Here is a 15,135-nt window from a genome sequence, read left to right on the forward strand (position 1 = left end):
TCCCGGCTCGTCGGTTGCCGAAGTCTGGGCCCCGCCGGGGCAGATGTGCCCGGCGGCCGACGAGCCCTCCCGACTGACCGGCCCGCCTGCGGGGAGCGCCGCGCCGCGCCGGGACGTCGCCCCGGCTTCCGGCGGCCCGGGTGACGACCCCGTCCTCGCCGCGATGGCGGACCCGGCGTTCCTGCGCGACCCGTACCCGGTGTACGCGGCGCTGCGGCGCGACCACCCGGTGCGGCGCACTCCGCACGGCGTCTGGTACGTCAGCCGGCACGCCGACGTCGAAGCCGCGCTGGCCGACCTGCGGCTCTCCAACGACCGCGACCGCATGACCAGCGCGCTCTTCGCCCGTGACGGCGGCCTGCGCGCCCTCAGTCGGCTCACCGAGCGCCTGGGCCGCGTCATGACCAACACCGACCCGCCGGCCCACGCTCGCCTGCGCGGCCTGGTCAACAAGGCGTTCACCGCCCGCCGCGTCGAGCAACTGCGCGACCGCGTCCAGGAGATCACCGACCGGCTCCTGGACGCGATGGTCGCCCGAGGACGCCGGGCGGACTTCGTCGCCGACGTCGCCGAGCAACTGCCCGTCACGGTGGTGTGCGAACTGTTCGGGATCCCGGCCGCCGACCGCGACCGCGTCGCCGCGTGGTTCCACCGACTCGGCGACATCACCGGCGACATCGACCGCGCCGAAGCCGCCGTGATCGCCTTCGAGGACTACCTCGGCGGGCTCATCCGCGACCGGCGCGGCGGCGACGGCGTCGACATCATCAGTGCCCTCACCGCCGCGCAGGCCCGAGGCGACCGCCTCACCGACGACGAACTCCTGTCGACCTGCTTCATGGTGGTCACCGCGGGCGACCAGACCACCACCCACCTGATCGGCAACGGCCTGCTCGCCCTGCTGCGGCACCCGGACCAACTCGCCCTGCTGCGCGAGGACCCCGGCATCATCCCCGCCGCCGTCGACGAACTCGCCCGCTACGACACGCCGACGCAGGCGATCATCCGCGTCGTCGCCGAGGACACCCCGTTCGCGGGGCACACCCTCCCCGCCGGGGACCTCGTGTACCTGCTGCTCGGCTCCGCCAACCACGACCCCGACCACGTCCCCGACCCCGACCGGCTCGACCTCACCCGCGTGCGCCCGCCCGGCGCCCGCCCGCTGACGTTCGGCCACGGCCCGCACTTCTGCCTCGGCGCGCCGCTCGCCCGCCTGCAGGCCCAGACGGCGATCGCGACGGCCGTACGCCGCCTCCCGGACCTGCGCCTGGCCGTCGGCGACGACGAACTCGCCTGGCACGCCAACCCGTTGCAGCGCCGGCTGCGCGCGCTCCCGATCCGCTACTGACCCGTGGGAAGGACCCCTCTCATGCCCGCCGAATTCCGACTGGAACGCGACGTCGCGCTCTCCGCCCCGCCCCAAGCCGTGTGGGAGGCCGTCACCACCGCGACCGGCACCCGCGGATGGCTCTACGCGATGGACGTCGAACCGCGCGTGGGCGGCACCGTCTCCCGAGGCCCGGCCACCGTCACCGTGTGGGACCCCCCGCGCGGCTTCGCGTGCCGCTACGCCGACGGCACCGGCTTCTCCAACACCCTCACGTACGAGCCGCGCGCCGCCGACGGAGGCGGCAGCGTCCTGGGGATGTCGATCCACTGGGTCCACGAGGGCGAACCCGACGACGGCTGGGACCTGCGCGCCGACGCCGCCACCCACTACGCCGACTTCTACCACCACTCGCTGCGCGAGTACCTGACGCACTTCCGCGGCGAGCCCACCGCGTACATCCGCGCCGACCGGCCCGCAGCCGCCGAGGACGGCCCCGGCCAATTCGCCCGCGTCCTGCGCGCGATCGGCGTCGGCGACGACACCGCGACCGGCGACAAGGTGGTCTTCGCCCCCGACGGTATGCCGTCCCGCGACGCGGTCGTCGACCACCGCGACGCGAACTTCCTCGGCCTGCGCACCGACGACGGCCTGTACCGCTTCTTCAACGGCACCGCGTGGCACTGGCCCCTGTGGATCGGCCACCACCGCTTCGGCCCGGGCATCGACACCGACGAGGAGACCCGCACGTGGTCCGCGTGGCTGGAGGCGACCGCGCCGTGACCACCGTCTCCGCACCGCCGCAGGCCACCGGCGAATCCGACACCGTCACCATGTACACCGCCGAACTGCACTGGCAGGACGGCAAATACATCCTCACCGTCCACGACCACCTGACCGACACCACCCACACCACCCGCGTGGCCCGCAGGATCGTCGATGGCTTCCCCTCGCACCTCGCCGCCCTGGACCGCCTGGGTTCCTGACACGCGCGGCGGTCGGCCCGTCGGCCGGGCGGCGGGTCCGCTGTGAACCGGAGCCGGGTGAACGGAAAAGGAGTGGACGGGGTGATCCCGGGCTTGTAGCTTGCCGTCGACCGTGACATCGCCTCGGGAGGTGAGACCCATGAACGCTGTATCGACGTGGGTGCTCCCCCTTTTCGTCACGGCCGGCGACTGACGTAGGTGTCGCCGGGAGCGCCGGGCCAACCAGGCACTCCCGAAAGGCACCACCTGTGCACTCTTCGAAGACCACCGAGCCGTCGCCCGACGCACCGGTCCGCGCCGACGTCCCCGCGCGGGACGTCGCCGACGGTCGGCCGCCCGCCTCCGGCACCGACCGCCCGCCCTCCGTGTTCGACGTGATCATCGCCGGGTGCGGGCCGACCGGCGCGATGCTGGCCGCGGAACTGCGGCTGCACGGTGTGCGGGTGCTCGTCCTGGAGCGGGAGACCGAGCCCGCGGCGTTCGTGCGCGTCGTGGGCCTGCACATCCGCAGCATCGAGCTGATGGCGATGCGCGGACTGCTGGACCGCGTCCTCGCGCACGGCAGGAAGCGTCCGGCCGCGGGGTTCTTCGCCGCCATCGGCACGTCCGTTCCCCCAGGCCTGGATTCCGCGCACGCCTATCTGCTGGGCATCCCGCAGCCGGTCCTCGTCCGCCTGCTCGAGGCACACGCGGTCGCGTTGGGCGCACAGGTCCGACACGGCCGCGCGGTGGTCGATTTCGCGCAGGACGACGAGGGGGTGACCGTCGACTCGGCCGACGGGGAGCGCCTGCGGGCGCGCTATCTCGTCGGCTGTGACGGCGGGCGCAGCACGGTCCGCGAACGGCTCGGCGTCGGCTTCCCCGGCGAGCCCTCGCGGAGCGAGACGCTGGTGGGCGAGATGGAGGCGTCGGCACCGCCGGAGGAGATCGCTGCCAAAGTGGCCGAAATCCGGGAAACCGACCGGCGGTTCAGTGTCATGCCCATGGGCGGGGTCTACCGCGTCGTGATCCCCGCCGCGGGAGTCCGCGATCGTGCCGAACCGACCACGCTCGACGACTTCCGACGCGAGCTGCGCGCCGTCGCGGGAACCGACTTCGGCGTGCACACGCCGCGCCTGCTGTCCCGCTTCGGAGACGCCACCCGGCTGGCCGAAAGCTATCGGGTCGGACGGATCCTGCTGGCCGGCGACGCGGCCCACATCCACCCGCCCACCGGCGGGCAGGGCGTCAACCTCGGTGTGCAGGACGCCGTCAACCTCGGCTGGAAACTGGCCGCGCGGGTCCGCGGCTGGGCGCCGGAAACACTGCTGGACACCTACCAGGCGGAACGCCGCCCGGTCGCCGAGGACGTCCTCGACAACACCCGCGCGCAGATGCAACTGCACTCCGGAGAACCGGGCGCGCGGGCCCTGCGCCGGCTGCTCACCGAACTGATGGACTTCGACGAGGTGAACCGCCACCTGATCGAGAAGATCACCGCGATCGCCGTCCGCTACGACTTCGGCCCGGGCCCCGACCTGCTCGGCCGCCGTATGCGTGACGTCGACGTGCGGCACGGCCGCCTCTACGACCTGCTGCACGGGGGCCGCGGCCTGCTGCTCGACCGCACCGCACGGCTGACCGCGGGCGGCTGGTCGGACCGCGTCGACCACCTCGCGGACCCGACCGCCGACCTGGACGTCCCGTGCGTCCTGCTCCGCCCCGACGGCCACGTCGCCTGGATCGGCGACGATCAGCGGGACCTGGACGACCACCTCGCCCGCTGGTTCGGCGCCCCCGCCGGCTGACCCCGCCCGCGGGCCGTGCGCCCCGAGCCTCGGCCGTGTCTTGTGGATCTTGGCGCTGCTCAGGCCCGCGCCGGTCCCGGCGGCCCTCCTTCACACCGCACCTCGCGGCGTTGCCGAATCCTCCGAGGACGACCGCGTACGCGTTCCGATCCGGCACGGCACGAAGGAGGGCTTGGAAGGACTTGAGAGGGCTTGGGAAGGTTTGGGAGGGTTTAGGAAGGCTTGGGAGGGCTTGGGAGGGCTTGGGAGGGCCGCCAGGCCCGGGGCAGGCCCGGGGCAGGCCCGGGGCAGGCCCGGGGCAGGCCCGGCGCGACGTGAGCGACACCAAGATTCACAAGACGCGACCCGGCCCGGGAGCCTCCCGCGCCCCCGACCCGGGTGTGCGCGAACCCGGTGGCGGGTTCCGGGTCGGGCTCGGGCGCGCCGGCCGCGGCGGCGGTGGCGGTGGACGCCGCCGCTCGCGACCGCGCGGCCCGGGGTCAGGGGTGCGCGGTGGCCGGTGCGTCGGGCCAGGCCGGGTGGCGGCCGGTGAGGGCGATGACGCGGTCGAGGAGCGGGGCGTCCGCGGGGACGGCGACCGCGGGGCCGAAGGGGCCGCGGTCCTCCGGGGCGGCGTCCGCGCTCGGTGCGAGCATCGCGCGGCAGGCCTCCAGGGCCGCCGGGTCGGCGGGGTAGTCCTGGCCGGTCGCCCGGGCCAGGTCCCAGCCGTGGACGACGACCTCGTTGAGGGCGACGACCCCGGCGTCCGCGGCGGGGAACGTGACGCCGCCGGCCTGCGTCATGCCGTCCCACGCGCCGGGCTCGCGCCAGGCCTCGGCGAGTTCGTTCAGGTGCCTGGGCAGGGCCGTGCGCCAGTCGTCGGTGATGTCCGGGAGCGTCGCACCCGGGTTGGTCGACGTCGAGGGGCCGAGGTCCTTCCGCGCGGCGTCGCGGAAGGCCGCGGTGAGTCCCACGAGGTGCCCGAGAAGGTTCCGTACGCGGTAGTCCGGGCACGGCGTCGGCGCGTCGAGCTGGTCGTCGCGTACGCCCGCGGCGACTCGGGAGACCAGCGCGGCGGCGGCTCCCAGGTCCGGGGCGGGGGCTGCCGGTGATGTGGTCATGGTCAGGCTCCTCGGTTCTCGGGCGCCCCCGGGCACGGGGGCCGATCCACCGCGTGCGCGCGGCGGTTCTCCCCATGGAGACCGGTCGGCGCCCGAGAACTCATCGCTCGGGGGCTGTCCGAACGCGGGAGGTTCACACCCGGTACAGCACGGCCTCCGGGTCGGCCGCCGTGAGCGTCGCGGGATCGAAGGCGACCGGCAGCGCCCGGTCGGGCCGGTCGTCGGCGGTGAGGAGGAACGCGCGGTTGACGGCGTTCACGGTGACCGACGAGCCGGTGTCGGCGCCGTAGACCGTGCGGATGGCGACGATCTCGGCGATGTCGGACGCCTTGGCCCCGGCGGGCAGGCGGACCGTCGTCGCGGCCGGGTCGTCGCGGCTCAGCGACCAGTCGGCGTGGCCGTTGTCGGAGCGGTACAGCGTCGGGTCGCCCTTGAGCCGGACGCCCAGGGTCACCCCGACCCATCCGACGACGCCGGGCGCGGGCGGCGACGTGGTCTTGCGCACCACCGCGTACAGGTAGTCGCGCGGGTCGGCGATCAACGTCGTGGTGGCGGCGGGCGGTTCGGCGACGACCTTGCCCTCGCGCCGCACCTCGTCCGTCATCACGGTGTACACCCACGGGTGCCGGTCGACCATCTCCTCGCGCGACGTGAGCGCGGGCTCGTCGAGCCGTTCCGTGGCGGTCAGCGGGAACCGCATGGGGTTGTCGACGGTGTCGCACATGTTGTTGTTGAGTGTGCAGGTCTGCAGCAGCGGGTGGCCGTTCTCGTAGCGGCCCGTGAACGGCGTGTTGCCGTGGTTCGCGGACTGGAAGAACGCCGTGCCCGGTACGGCGACGCCCCGCTCGTCGACCTCGACGCGGTACGCCCACTCGATGTCGGTCGTGCGCCCCCACCGGGCCATCAGCGCGGGCGTGGACGTGCCGCCGTCCTCGTTCGTCCACACGACGGTGTAGGTCAGGACGCGGTGCCCGGCCGTCGCGGCGGGGGCCTCCTGGTGCCAGGCCAGCACGGGCGTGTCCGTGACCGCGTTCTCGAACGGGCCGCCGGCGCCGTTCCGGCCGTACATGACCGGCGCGTTGGCCGCCGCGGCGAAATCGCGGTGCCCGGACCCCAGCGTCTCGGTGTGCACGCGGGACACCCGGACCACCGCTCCGGCCGGCGACCGGTCGGCGGCGAACCGCAGCGTCAGGTGGTGCCGGCCCTTGGCCAGCGCGCCGAGCGCGAAGGAGCGTTCGGTGGGGGTGGCGCCGAACACCACGACGTCCGCGGACGGCTTTCCGTCGACGAGCAGTTGGACGACGGCGGACTCCGCCCCGGCGGTGCCCCAGTCCACACCCGGCGCCGCGACGGTGAGCCGGACGAACGCCTCACCGTCCCTCGGCGAGGTGAACGGCACGGTGACCGGGCGTCCGTCGCGCGATACGGTGAACGCGCCGTGCCCGCGCTCGTCCGAGGGCGGTCCGGCCGCCGCGGGACCGGCCGCCGCGACCGTCGTCGCGGCGGCCATCGCGAGCGATGCCGTCGCGAGCACGGCCCGACGGGACAATCGGGTGCGGGGAGTTCGGGACCTGCCGAGCATGGGTGGCCTCCAGGGGGCTGCGGAAACTGCTTCCGAGCCCACGCTTTCGGCGCACCCCGGCACGGGCCAATGGGTGTTGTCGTAAGTTCCCCGAACCGTCGCCGCGTGGGCGGGGTCCCGACGCGTACGCGTTACCGGGCCGCGGCGGCGCGCAGCCACCTCCGCGCACGTGCCGCGGCGAAGCCGACCGCGGCGCCGAGGAGGGTGGCCGCCAAGTCGGCCGCGCCCAGGCTCTCGGTGTCCAGCAGGTCCCGGAGGACCGGGACGTACACCCCGAGCAGACCGAGCGCCACCGAGCCGACCACGGCGACGGGCAGCGACGGGTTGTCGCGCGTCAGCGGGCGGTCGCGCAGGCCCATGACGACGCCGAGTTGGGCGAACAGCAGGGTGATGAACAGCATCGACTGCCACGGCCGCCCGTCGTGGTGGGCCCACGTGCCCACCGCGAGCGTGACCGCCGTGACGACCGCGCCCAGGGCGAGGACGCGCTGCCACAGGCCGTCGCCGAGGATGCTCTGGCCGGGCGGGCGCGGCGGTTGGCGCATACTGCCCGGTTCGGTGGGCTCGGCGCCGAGGGCGACGCCGGTCAGGCCGTGCGTGAGCAGGTTGATCCACAGGATCTGCGCGGCGACGAGGGGGAGCGCCAGACCGAGCGCGGGACCGAGCAGCATCACCGCGATCTCGGCGGCTCCGCCCGCGAGGCCGTACAGCAGGAAGCGGCGGATGTTGGTGTAGACGCGGCGGCCTTCCTCGACGGCCGCGACGACGGTGGCGATCTCGTCGTCGGCGAGCACGAGGTCGGCCGCCTGCCGCGCGACCTCGGTGCCGCGCCGCCCCATCGCGACGCCGATGTCGGCCTGCCGCAGCGCGGGGCCGTCGTTGACGCCGTCGCCGTTCATCGCGGTCACCGCCCCCGCGGTACGCCAGGCCCGGATGATCTCCGTCTTCTGCTCCGGCGTCGTCCGGGCGAACACGCGCGTCGCGACCACCCGCGCCGGTGCCGCGTCCGCCAGCTCCGCGCCGGTCAGGACCCCCGCGTCGGCGTCGGCGAGGCCCAGGCGGCTCGCGATCGCCCGCGCGGTCGCCGGGTGGTCGCCGGTGATCATGACGGGGGTGATGCCCGCCGTGCGGCACGCGCGCACGGTCTCGCGGGCCGACGGCTTCGGCGGGTCGCCGATGCCGATCAGGCCCAGCAGGGCCATGCCGTTCTCGATGTCCTCGGCGTGCTCGGGGACCGCGTCTAGTCCGCGCGCCCCGACGGCGAGGACGCGGTGGCCGCGGGCGGCGAGCCGGTCGGCGGCGTCCCGTGCCGCGGCCAGCAGTTCGGGCGGCCCGTCGACGAACTCCGGCGCGAGGACGACCTCGGGGGCGCCCTTGAGGGCGGCCCGGAACCCGCCCGCGGGGTCCCGGTGCACCGTGGTCATGCGCTTGCGGACACTGTCGAACGGCGCCTCGGCGACGCGCGGGTACTCGGCGCGCAGGGCGTCGCGATCCAACCCCATTTTGGCCGCGGCGGTCAGCAGCGCCGCCTCCGTCGGGTCGCCGAGGGCCGTCCACGACGCGTCCGGGTCACCCTCCTCGGGCGGCACCAACGCCGCGTCGTTGCACAGCGCGGCGGCGGTGAGCAGCGCGCGTACGGGAGTGTCGCGGGCGTCGGCGCGACGTCCGTCGACCAGGATCTCGCCGACGGGCGCGTACCCCGTGCCGCTCACGTCGGCGGTGCCGGACGGCGTCCACAGCCGCTGCGCGACCATCCGCCCCTCGGTCAGCGTGCCGGTCTTGTCGGTGGCGAGGACCGTCACCGACCCCAGCGTCTCCACGGCGGGCAGGTTGCGGACGATCGCCCGCCGGGCCGCCATGCGGCGCGCGCCGAGCGCGAGGCCGAGGGTGACGACCGCGGGCAGCGACTCGGGTACGGCCGCGACGGCCAGGCTGATCGCGGTGACCGCCATCTCCTCGACCGGCCGACCGCGCGCCAGACCGAGGAGGAACACCACCACGCACAGGGCGATCACGACGATCGCGAGCACCCGTCCGAGCTGGGAGAGCCGTCGTTGCAGCGGCGTGGGGCCGGGCTGTTCGGTCATGAGCGCCGCGATCCGGCCGAGCGTCGACGCGGCCCCGGTCGCGGTGACCCGCGCGACGCCACGGCCGCGCGCGACGACCGTCCCGGCGTGCAGCCGGTCGTCGGGAGCGGTCTTGTCGACCGGCACCGATTCGCCCGTCACCGTGGATTCGTCCACGAGCAGCGCGGACGCGTCGAGCAGGTCGGCGTCCGCGGGAACGATGTCGCCCTCCTCGAGCAGCACGGCGTCGCCCGGCACCACCTCCGCCGAGGGGACCTCCGTCTCGCCGCCGTCGCGCAGCACGCGGACCGTCGGCGCGGACAGGTCCGACAACGCCGTCACCGCCTTGTCCGCGCGCACCTCCTGCACGACACCCACCACGGTGTTCACCGTGACGACCAGCACGATGACCGCCGTGTCCGTGAGGTCCCCGGTGAGCGCGGTCAGCACGGCGGCGCCGAGCAGCACCAGCACCAGCGGGTCGCGCAGCTGCGCCGTGACACGGGCCCACAGCGAGACCCGCGCGCCGCGCTCGACGCTGTTGGGCCCGTACTCGGCGAGCCGCGCGGCGGCGTCGCGGGCCGTCAGACCCCGGAACGTCGCGGCCACGCTCGACTCCCTTCCGCCGTCGCCCCCGCTGCCGATGCCACCGCGACCGGAGGCGGTGAACCACGATTCACTCATATGGACTCAAAGCCAGGGATACCGCCGGTCCCCGCCGTCATCCGTTTGATCCTTGACGGCGTGGCGCGGTCTTCGCGTCCGCGTCGTCGCCGCGCGCCCGCGCCGCGCAGGATCGTCGACGAGCAGGGAAGCGGCCAACAACCACCGACCCGCGCCTTCTGCCCGCGCGGATGCTCGTCGACGAACCGCCAGGGCGTCCCCGCGCGGAGGGCATGCGGCCCGGACGCGCCAAACGTTCGGAAACAGCCGGGTGGTGGCGGCTTGTCGCGGTTCGGCTGACCGACGTCGGCCGCGTGACCGTGTGGGCGCCACACCCTGTGCCCCGCGTCGTCCGGTGGGCGCGGCGGTGGGCTTGCAAGCGGTACCCGGGTACAGGCTTACCGTCGAGGTGTCGCCCTGGCTGTTCGGGGGCGGGACGGTCGGCGAGAGGAGTGCGGTATGGACGCCGCGGGCGTGTGGGTGCCCCGGGAGTGCACCCTGCCCACCCGGGAACAGCCATTGCGGATGGGGGAGTTCGACGACCTGTTCGCCGCGTCGCTGCGCGGTGTGGTGCGTCCGGAACCGGCTCGGGCACGGCTGCTGCTGGTCGCGGACGCGGAGCCGGTCGCGCGGGAGCTGGCGTCCCGGGAGACGGGCTGCTGCGCGTTCTTCGCGTTCGGCTTCGAGCCCGGGGACGCGACCGGGACCGTCTGGATGGACGTGAGCGTCCCGGCGTCGCGGATCGAGGTGCTGGACGCACTCGTCGCCCGCGCCGAGGCGTCGCGCCTGTCCCGGACGGAGGCACCGTGACGACCGGGGGCCTGCGCTCGGGCCAACTCGCCGACGCGGCCGGGGTCAACCCGCAGACCCTGCGCTACTACGAGCGCCGCGGCCTCCTCCCCGAACCGGACCGCACACTCGGCGGGCACCGGGTCTACCCGCCCGACAGCGTCGCCCTGCTGCGCGTCATCAAGGCCGCGCAGCGGCTCGGGTTCACGCTGGACGAGGTCGCCGAACTCCTGGAGGCCGGACGCCACCGCCACGGCACCGCCGGCGGGCTCCAAGACCGCGCCGCCGCCAAGCTCGCCGAGATCGACGCGAGGATCGCCGACCTCTGCGTCATCCGCTCGGCCCTGGTCCGGGCGGTCGACGCCGGGTGCGACGACCTGGCGGTGTGCTCCACGAGCGACTGCTGCCCCCTGCCCTTCACCGAACTCGCCGTCGAGGAGCGCGATGCCGGACCGTGCCGCTGACCCCGCCCCCGCCGATTCCTGTCCCGGTACGCCGCGTCGGGCGGCGGGTTTCCTGGCCTGGGCGGCCGGAGCCGCGTGCGTCGCCTGCTGCGCGCTGCCCGCCCTGATCGCCGCCGGACTGCTCGGCGGCGCGGCGGCCGGGCTCGCGGCGTGGCTGCCCGCCGCCGCGATCGTGCTCGCGATCGCCGCGGCGGCCGTCTTCACCCTCGGCCACCCGCGCGCCCGGCCCCGGCAGCCCGCACACGGCCGTACACCGACCACATGCCTCTGCGCCGCCCCCGGCACACCCGTGGACATCGACCTCCCCACACCGCACCCGCCCTCGGCACACCGAACCGATTCGACGACGTGACCGGGCCGGGCCGGGACGTCGGCGCCGCGCACGAGGCGGCCGTGGACCTCGACGCGCCCAGGCGTGCCCGGCGCGCCGGGCACGCCTGGGCGAGGTCACCGAGCCGGGCCGGGCGTTCCGCGACACCCCCGTCCTCGGCGCACCCGCCCGACGGGACGTGCCCCGGGCCCGGCCGTGCTGTCGGTCCGCACCGCGTCCGGCCGTGGACCCTCGCGCGCCGCACGCGCCCCGACGCACCTGGCCGACCCGACGCGACATGACCGCCGCCGCGTCGTCCCGTCAGTGCCGCGCCTCGGGCCGTTCGTGGGCTCGGATCCACTCGACCGTCCCGGCGAACACGTGCTCGGCGTCGTGGTCGAGAGGGGCGATGTGGTAGCTGGCGTGGAGTGTTTCCTCCCGTAGTTCGGCGTGGCGCAGTCCGGCGCGGATGAGCTCGGCCGAACGGCCGTCGACGACGTGGTCGGTGGCGCTGCGGAAGAGGAGTGTCGGGGCGGCGACGCGGCCGAGTTCGCCGCGTACCGTGCGCCACAGCCGGGTGAGCTGGTACGCCGCGCGGACGGGCACGTGGTCGTAGCCCGCCGTCACGACCCCGGGCTTGCTGACGTCCCCGCCGATGCCGTGGCTCGTGCGCTTGACCCGGGCGATCACCGGAGCCCGGCCGAGCAGACGCGGCCCCGGACTGCGGGTTCCGACCGACGGATTGACCAGGATGAGCCCGGCGACGTCCCGCGGGTGGGTGGCCGCGAGGTGCAGCGCGAGGGCGCCGCCCATCGAGAAGCCGCACGCGAAGACCCGGTCGCAGCGGCCCAGGAGGTCGGTGAACGCCGACTCGACGCCGCCGTACCAGTCCGTCCAGCGGGTGGCCTCCAGGTCCTCCCACCGCGTGCCGTGGCCGGGGAGCAGCGGCAAGGCGACCGTGTGGCCGGCCTCCGCGAGATGGTCCGCCCACGGGCGGATGTTGTGCGGGGTCCCGGTGAATCCGTGCGCGAGGACCACTCCGCTGCGCCCGCCCGGGGAGAAGAACGGGCCGTGCCCGTGCGCGGACGTCACGCCGTTGGCCGCCGGTCGGCCCTTGTCCCGAGGACGAGGGCCGGCAGGTCCGCCACGCTGTCCAGGACGTGGGTGGCTCCGGCCTCGGCGAGTGCGGCGCGCGCGTGGGCTCCGGTGAGCACTCCCGCGGCGACCGACGCGCCCGCGCGCAGTCCGGCCAGGACGTCGTAGGCGGTGTCGCCCGCGGTCGCGATCGCGCGGACGTCGTCGACGGCGAGGCGCAGTGCCGCGGTCAGCACGAGGTCCGGGTACGGCCGTCCGCGCCCGTGCTCGGTGTCGGCCGGGCACAGTGCGAGGTCGGCGATGTCCCGCCAGCCCAGCGCGTCGAGGAGCGCGGTCCGCGTGTCGCGGCCGAAGCCGGTGGTCAGCGCGATCCTGACGCCCGCGCCGCGCAGTTCGGCCATCGCGGCGGCGGCGCCGGGGACGGGGGTGCACGCGCCGTCCGCGATGCGCTGCCCGTACGCCGTCTCGAACGCCGTGTTGGCGGCCTGCGCGCGCGCCTCGTCGCCGTCCAGCACGGCACGGAACACGGAGATCTTGCTCTCGCCCATGGTGGCGCGGACGTGGCCCAGCATGCGCGCGTGGTCCGCGCCGCCGGGCTCGACGCCGACCGCGGCGATGGCCTCGGTGAAGGCGTCCGCGACGAGGCCGTCGTCGCTGACGGTCGTGCCGGCCATGTCGAGTACGACGAGTTGGGGTGGGTTCACAGGGCGGCTCCAGGGTGGGGCGGTCGGTTGGTCCGGGGGCGGGTCACAGGCCCGCGAGGTCGGCGGTGGTCTCGGTGATGGCGGGGGAGCAGGTCATGCCGCGCCCGCCGGGGCCGGTGACCAGCCATGTCCCGTCGGCCACCGCGCGTCGGTGGACGAGCGGGTCGCCGGCGGGGGCGGTCTGCGCGTACACCCCGGCCCAGGACGAAGCTGTCATGATTCCTCCGCCACGACCACGATATTGTATGGATAAGTGATCCGAACTTCACGTGCACGATGCGCGGATCGACGTGGGGACCGCGATGACCTGTAAGGTCAAGTGCATGACGAGCCCCTTGCACCGCGTCATCGCGGACGAGCTCCGGCACCGGATCCGCAGCGGAGCCGCCCCCGTCGGGTCGTCCCTGCCGTCCGAGGCTCAGCTGTGCGAGGAGTTCTCCGCGTCCCGAGGCCCCGTGCGCCAAGCCCTCGCCGCGCTGCGCGAGGACGGGCTGATCGGCGGCGGGCAGGGCAAGCGCGCGGTCGTGCTCGACGCCGTGCCCACGCAGCCGTTCGCGTCCTTCCTCTCCTTCACCCGGCGCGCCGAACTGACCGGCTGCACCCCCGGCCAGCAGCTTCAGGAGATCTCGCTGCGCCGCCCCGAGCCGGAGGTGGCCGCGGTCCTCCAGATCGCGCCCGACGACCTGGTCGTGCAACTGCTGCGCCTGCGCCTGCTCGACGGGCGTCCCGCGATGCTGGAGCGCATGACCTACATCGAGCCGGTCGGCCGCCCGCTGATCGACGCCGACCTCAACGCCGGTTCGATCTACGCCATGCTCGCCGCGCGCGGCGTGGACCTGCACTCGGCGCGGCACACCTTCGACGCCGTCGCCGCCGACGCGGTCGACGCCAAGCTCCTCGAAGTGCCGGAGGCGTTCCCGCTGTTGCGGGAGCGCCGCCTGACCACGGACTCGCGCGGCGCGCCCCTCGAATGGTCCGAGGACCGCTACCGCCCGGACGTCGCCACGGTCACGGTCACCAACACACGCAGCGCACGCGCGGCGATGCTCTAGGCCGTTCCGCCGTCGGCGCGTGCCGTTTCGGGGGGTGTCGGTACGACCGCCTGGCGGAGTTCCACCGCGCCGGGCGCGGCGGCGACGGCCGCGGCGAGCCGGTGCAACGGATAGGGGCTGCCGACCAGTTCGGCGAAAGGGTAGGTGCGGTGGTGGGCGGCGAGGAAGTCCGTCGCCCGCTGGAGGTCCGCGGGCCGGTAGTTGTGCACGCCGACGACGGTGCGCAGGCCGCGGACGAGCCACTGCGGGTCGAGTGCGACCGGTTCACCGGGGGACACCGACCCCGCGAGCACCGCCGTACCGCCCACGCCCAGCGCGTCGAGGCAGGCCCGGACCGCGGCGGGCCGCCCGGACAGTTCGAGCGCCGCGTCGACCTCGCCCACCGGCTCCCGCGTGCCGCGGACCTCCGCCGCGCCGAACCGCGCGGCCTGCCGCCGCCGCCCCGGATCCGGGTCCACGACCACCACGTGGGCGCCCGCGCGCGCGGCCATCGCCGACGCGGTGACGCCGAGCATCCCGGCCCCGGTCACCAGGACGCGGCACCCGTCGAGCGGCCCGGCCGCGCCGAGGACCGCGGCCACCGTGGCCGTCGCGCACGACGCCGGGGAGACGACCGCGTCCGGCAGACCGTCCGGCACCGCCACCACCGAGGTGCCCGGCACGAGGACGCAGTGCGTCGCGAAACCGCCCGTCAGCGGCGCGCGTTCGTCCAGCGGCTCGTGCCCGTACTTGCGCAGCGTGCGGCACTTCTGCGTCGCCCCGCGCCGGCACCGGTCGCAGTCCCCGCAGGACGCGGTGATCGACCACACCACCCGCAGCCCGGGGACGACCGGCGTGCCGTCCACACAGACCGCGCCCCCCGCCCCGACCGCGACGACGGTCCCCACCTGCTCGTGGCCCAGCACCGCCGGCACCGGCGCGGACCGCCGCCCGCCGACCGTGTGCAGGTCGCTCCCGCACACCGTCGCCAGGTCGATCCGGACCAGCACCTCCCCGGCCCCGGGCGGCGGCAGGGCGGGGACGGGGACGACCACGAACGCGTCCGGCGCGCCGTCCCAGCGCGCGTAACGGGCGTCAACGAGGCCTGGGGGAGAGTCAACTGAGGTCACGGGCCCCAACATGTCATATCAAGCCCCAGGAGGTCCACAACATAGGTCTACAAGTGGGGTGTCCCGGGGGCGAACGCCGTATGAACAGCCGACCGTGACCG

The 15,135-nt window shown here is 74.9% G+C and carries 14 protein-coding genes and 1 pseudogene; 8 read left to right on the forward strand and 7 right to left on the reverse strand.

Features of this window, described 5'->3' with window-relative positions; genetic code table 11:
- Positions 1-163 precede the first annotated feature (163 nt).
- The 4 genes from LO772_RS34450 (at position 164) to LO772_RS34465 (ending at position 4,100) form a co-directional block, all read left to right on the forward strand.
- Positions 164-1,348, forward strand: a complete 1,185-nt coding sequence (locus LO772_RS34450; protein WP_231775968.1) for a cytochrome P450 family protein — start codon at positions 164-166, stop codon at positions 1,346-1,348.
- A 21-nt stretch (positions 1,349-1,369) separates the two neighbouring features.
- Positions 1,370-2,110 (forward strand): SRPBCC domain-containing protein, encoded by a 741-nt coding sequence (locus tag LO772_RS34455; RefSeq protein WP_231775969.1) that lies wholly within the window; start codon positions 1,370-1,372, stop codon positions 2,108-2,110.
- The gene (locus LO772_RS34460; protein ID WP_231775970.1) at positions 2,107-2,313 is read left to right on the forward strand and encodes a hypothetical protein; all 207 of its coding nucleotides are present in this window, start codon (positions 2,107-2,109) and stop codon (positions 2,311-2,313) included. The genes LO772_RS34455 and LO772_RS34460 overlap by 4 nt, the downstream gene beginning before the upstream one ends.
- Positions 2,314-2,561: 248 nt before the next feature.
- Positions 2,562-4,100, forward strand: coding sequence for an FAD-dependent monooxygenase (locus LO772_RS34465; protein ID WP_443089348.1), 1,539 nt, complete (start codon positions 2,562-2,564; stop codon positions 4,098-4,100).
- Positions 4,101-4,579: 479 nt separating this feature from the next.
- Here the strand turns inward: LO772_RS34465 and LO772_RS34470 are convergent, their stop codons facing one another.
- The 3 genes from LO772_RS34470 to LO772_RS34480 all read right to left on the reverse strand — a co-directional run bounded on the left by LO772_RS34470 (position 4,580) and on the right by LO772_RS34480 (position 9,457).
- Positions 4,580-5,200, reverse strand: a complete 621-nt coding sequence (locus LO772_RS34470) for a TIGR03086 family metal-binding protein (RefSeq protein ID WP_231775971.1) — start codon at positions 5,198-5,200, stop codon at positions 4,580-4,582.
- A gap of 133 nt (positions 5,201-5,333) precedes the next feature.
- The gene (locus LO772_RS34475; protein WP_231775972.1) at positions 5,334-6,734 is read right to left on the reverse strand and encodes a hypothetical protein; all 1,401 of its coding nucleotides are present in this window, start codon (positions 6,732-6,734) and stop codon (positions 5,334-5,336) included.
- 179 nt (positions 6,735-6,913) lie between these two features.
- On the reverse strand, positions 6,914-9,457 hold the full coding sequence (locus LO772_RS34480; RefSeq protein ID WP_231775973.1) for a cation-translocating P-type ATPase: 2,544 nt from the start codon (positions 9,455-9,457) through the stop codon (positions 6,914-6,916).
- Positions 9,458-9,970: 513 nt separating this feature from the next.
- Between LO772_RS34480 and LO772_RS34485 the strand changes: the two genes are divergently transcribed.
- The 3 genes from LO772_RS34485 to LO772_RS34495 are packed head-to-tail and all read left to right on the forward strand — an operon-like array spanning position 9,971 to position 11,116.
- Positions 9,971-10,321, forward strand: a complete 351-nt coding sequence (locus LO772_RS34485; RefSeq protein ID WP_231775974.1) for a hypothetical protein — start codon at positions 9,971-9,973, stop codon at positions 10,319-10,321.
- Positions 10,318-10,764 carry a MerR family transcriptional regulator gene (locus LO772_RS34490; RefSeq protein ID WP_231775975.1) on the forward strand — a complete coding sequence of 149 codons (447 nt, stop codon included), beginning with the start codon at positions 10,318-10,320 and terminating at the stop codon, positions 10,762-10,764. The genes LO772_RS34485 and LO772_RS34490 overlap by 4 nt, the downstream gene beginning before the upstream one ends.
- Entirely contained in the window at positions 10,745-11,116 is a 372-nt protein-coding gene (locus tag LO772_RS34495; protein WP_231775976.1) for a hypothetical protein, read from the forward strand. The genes LO772_RS34490 and LO772_RS34495 overlap by 20 nt, the downstream gene beginning before the upstream one ends.
- Positions 11,117-11,395: 279 nt before the next feature.
- Here LO772_RS34495 and LO772_RS34500 read toward each other — a convergent pair whose 3' ends face one another.
- The 3 genes and pseudogenes from LO772_RS34500 to LO772_RS34510 form a co-directional block, all read right to left on the reverse strand.
- The gene (locus LO772_RS34500) at positions 11,396-12,166 is read right to left on the reverse strand and encodes an alpha/beta hydrolase (protein ID WP_231775977.1); all 771 of its coding nucleotides are present in this window, start codon (positions 12,164-12,166) and stop codon (positions 11,396-11,398) included.
- Positions 12,163-12,873 (reverse strand): phosphonatase-like hydrolase, encoded by a 711-nt coding sequence (locus LO772_RS34505; protein WP_269453135.1) that lies wholly within the window; start codon positions 12,871-12,873, stop codon positions 12,163-12,165. Before LO772_RS34505 ends, LO772_RS34500 begins: the two co-directional genes overlap by 4 nt.
- A gap of 43 nt (positions 12,874-12,916) precedes the next feature.
- Positions 12,917-13,075: pseudogene (locus LO772_RS34510) on the reverse strand (FAD-dependent oxidoreductase); the annotation flags it as partial.
- A 121-nt stretch (positions 13,076-13,196) separates the two neighbouring features.
- On the opposite strand from LO772_RS34510, the gene LO772_RS34515 reads away from it, so the two are divergent.
- On the forward strand, positions 13,197-13,925 hold the full coding sequence (locus tag LO772_RS34515; RefSeq protein ID WP_231775978.1) for a GntR family transcriptional regulator: 729 nt from the start codon (positions 13,197-13,199) through the stop codon (positions 13,923-13,925).
- Here LO772_RS34515 and LO772_RS34520 read toward each other — a convergent pair.
- Complete coding sequence (locus LO772_RS34520; protein WP_231775979.1) at positions 13,922-15,034, reverse strand: zinc-binding dehydrogenase; 1,113 nt, start codon at positions 15,032-15,034, stop codon at positions 13,922-13,924. The two genes, LO772_RS34515 and LO772_RS34520, sit on opposite strands and share 4 nt — an antisense overlap.
- Between the last annotated feature and the right edge of the window lie 101 nt (positions 15,035-15,135).

Origin of the sequence: Yinghuangia sp. ASG 101 (assembly GCF_021165735.1) — a bacterium.
In the GTDB taxonomy this organism is placed as follows: domain Bacteria; phylum Actinomycetota; class Actinomycetes; order Streptomycetales; family Streptomycetaceae; genus Yinghuangia.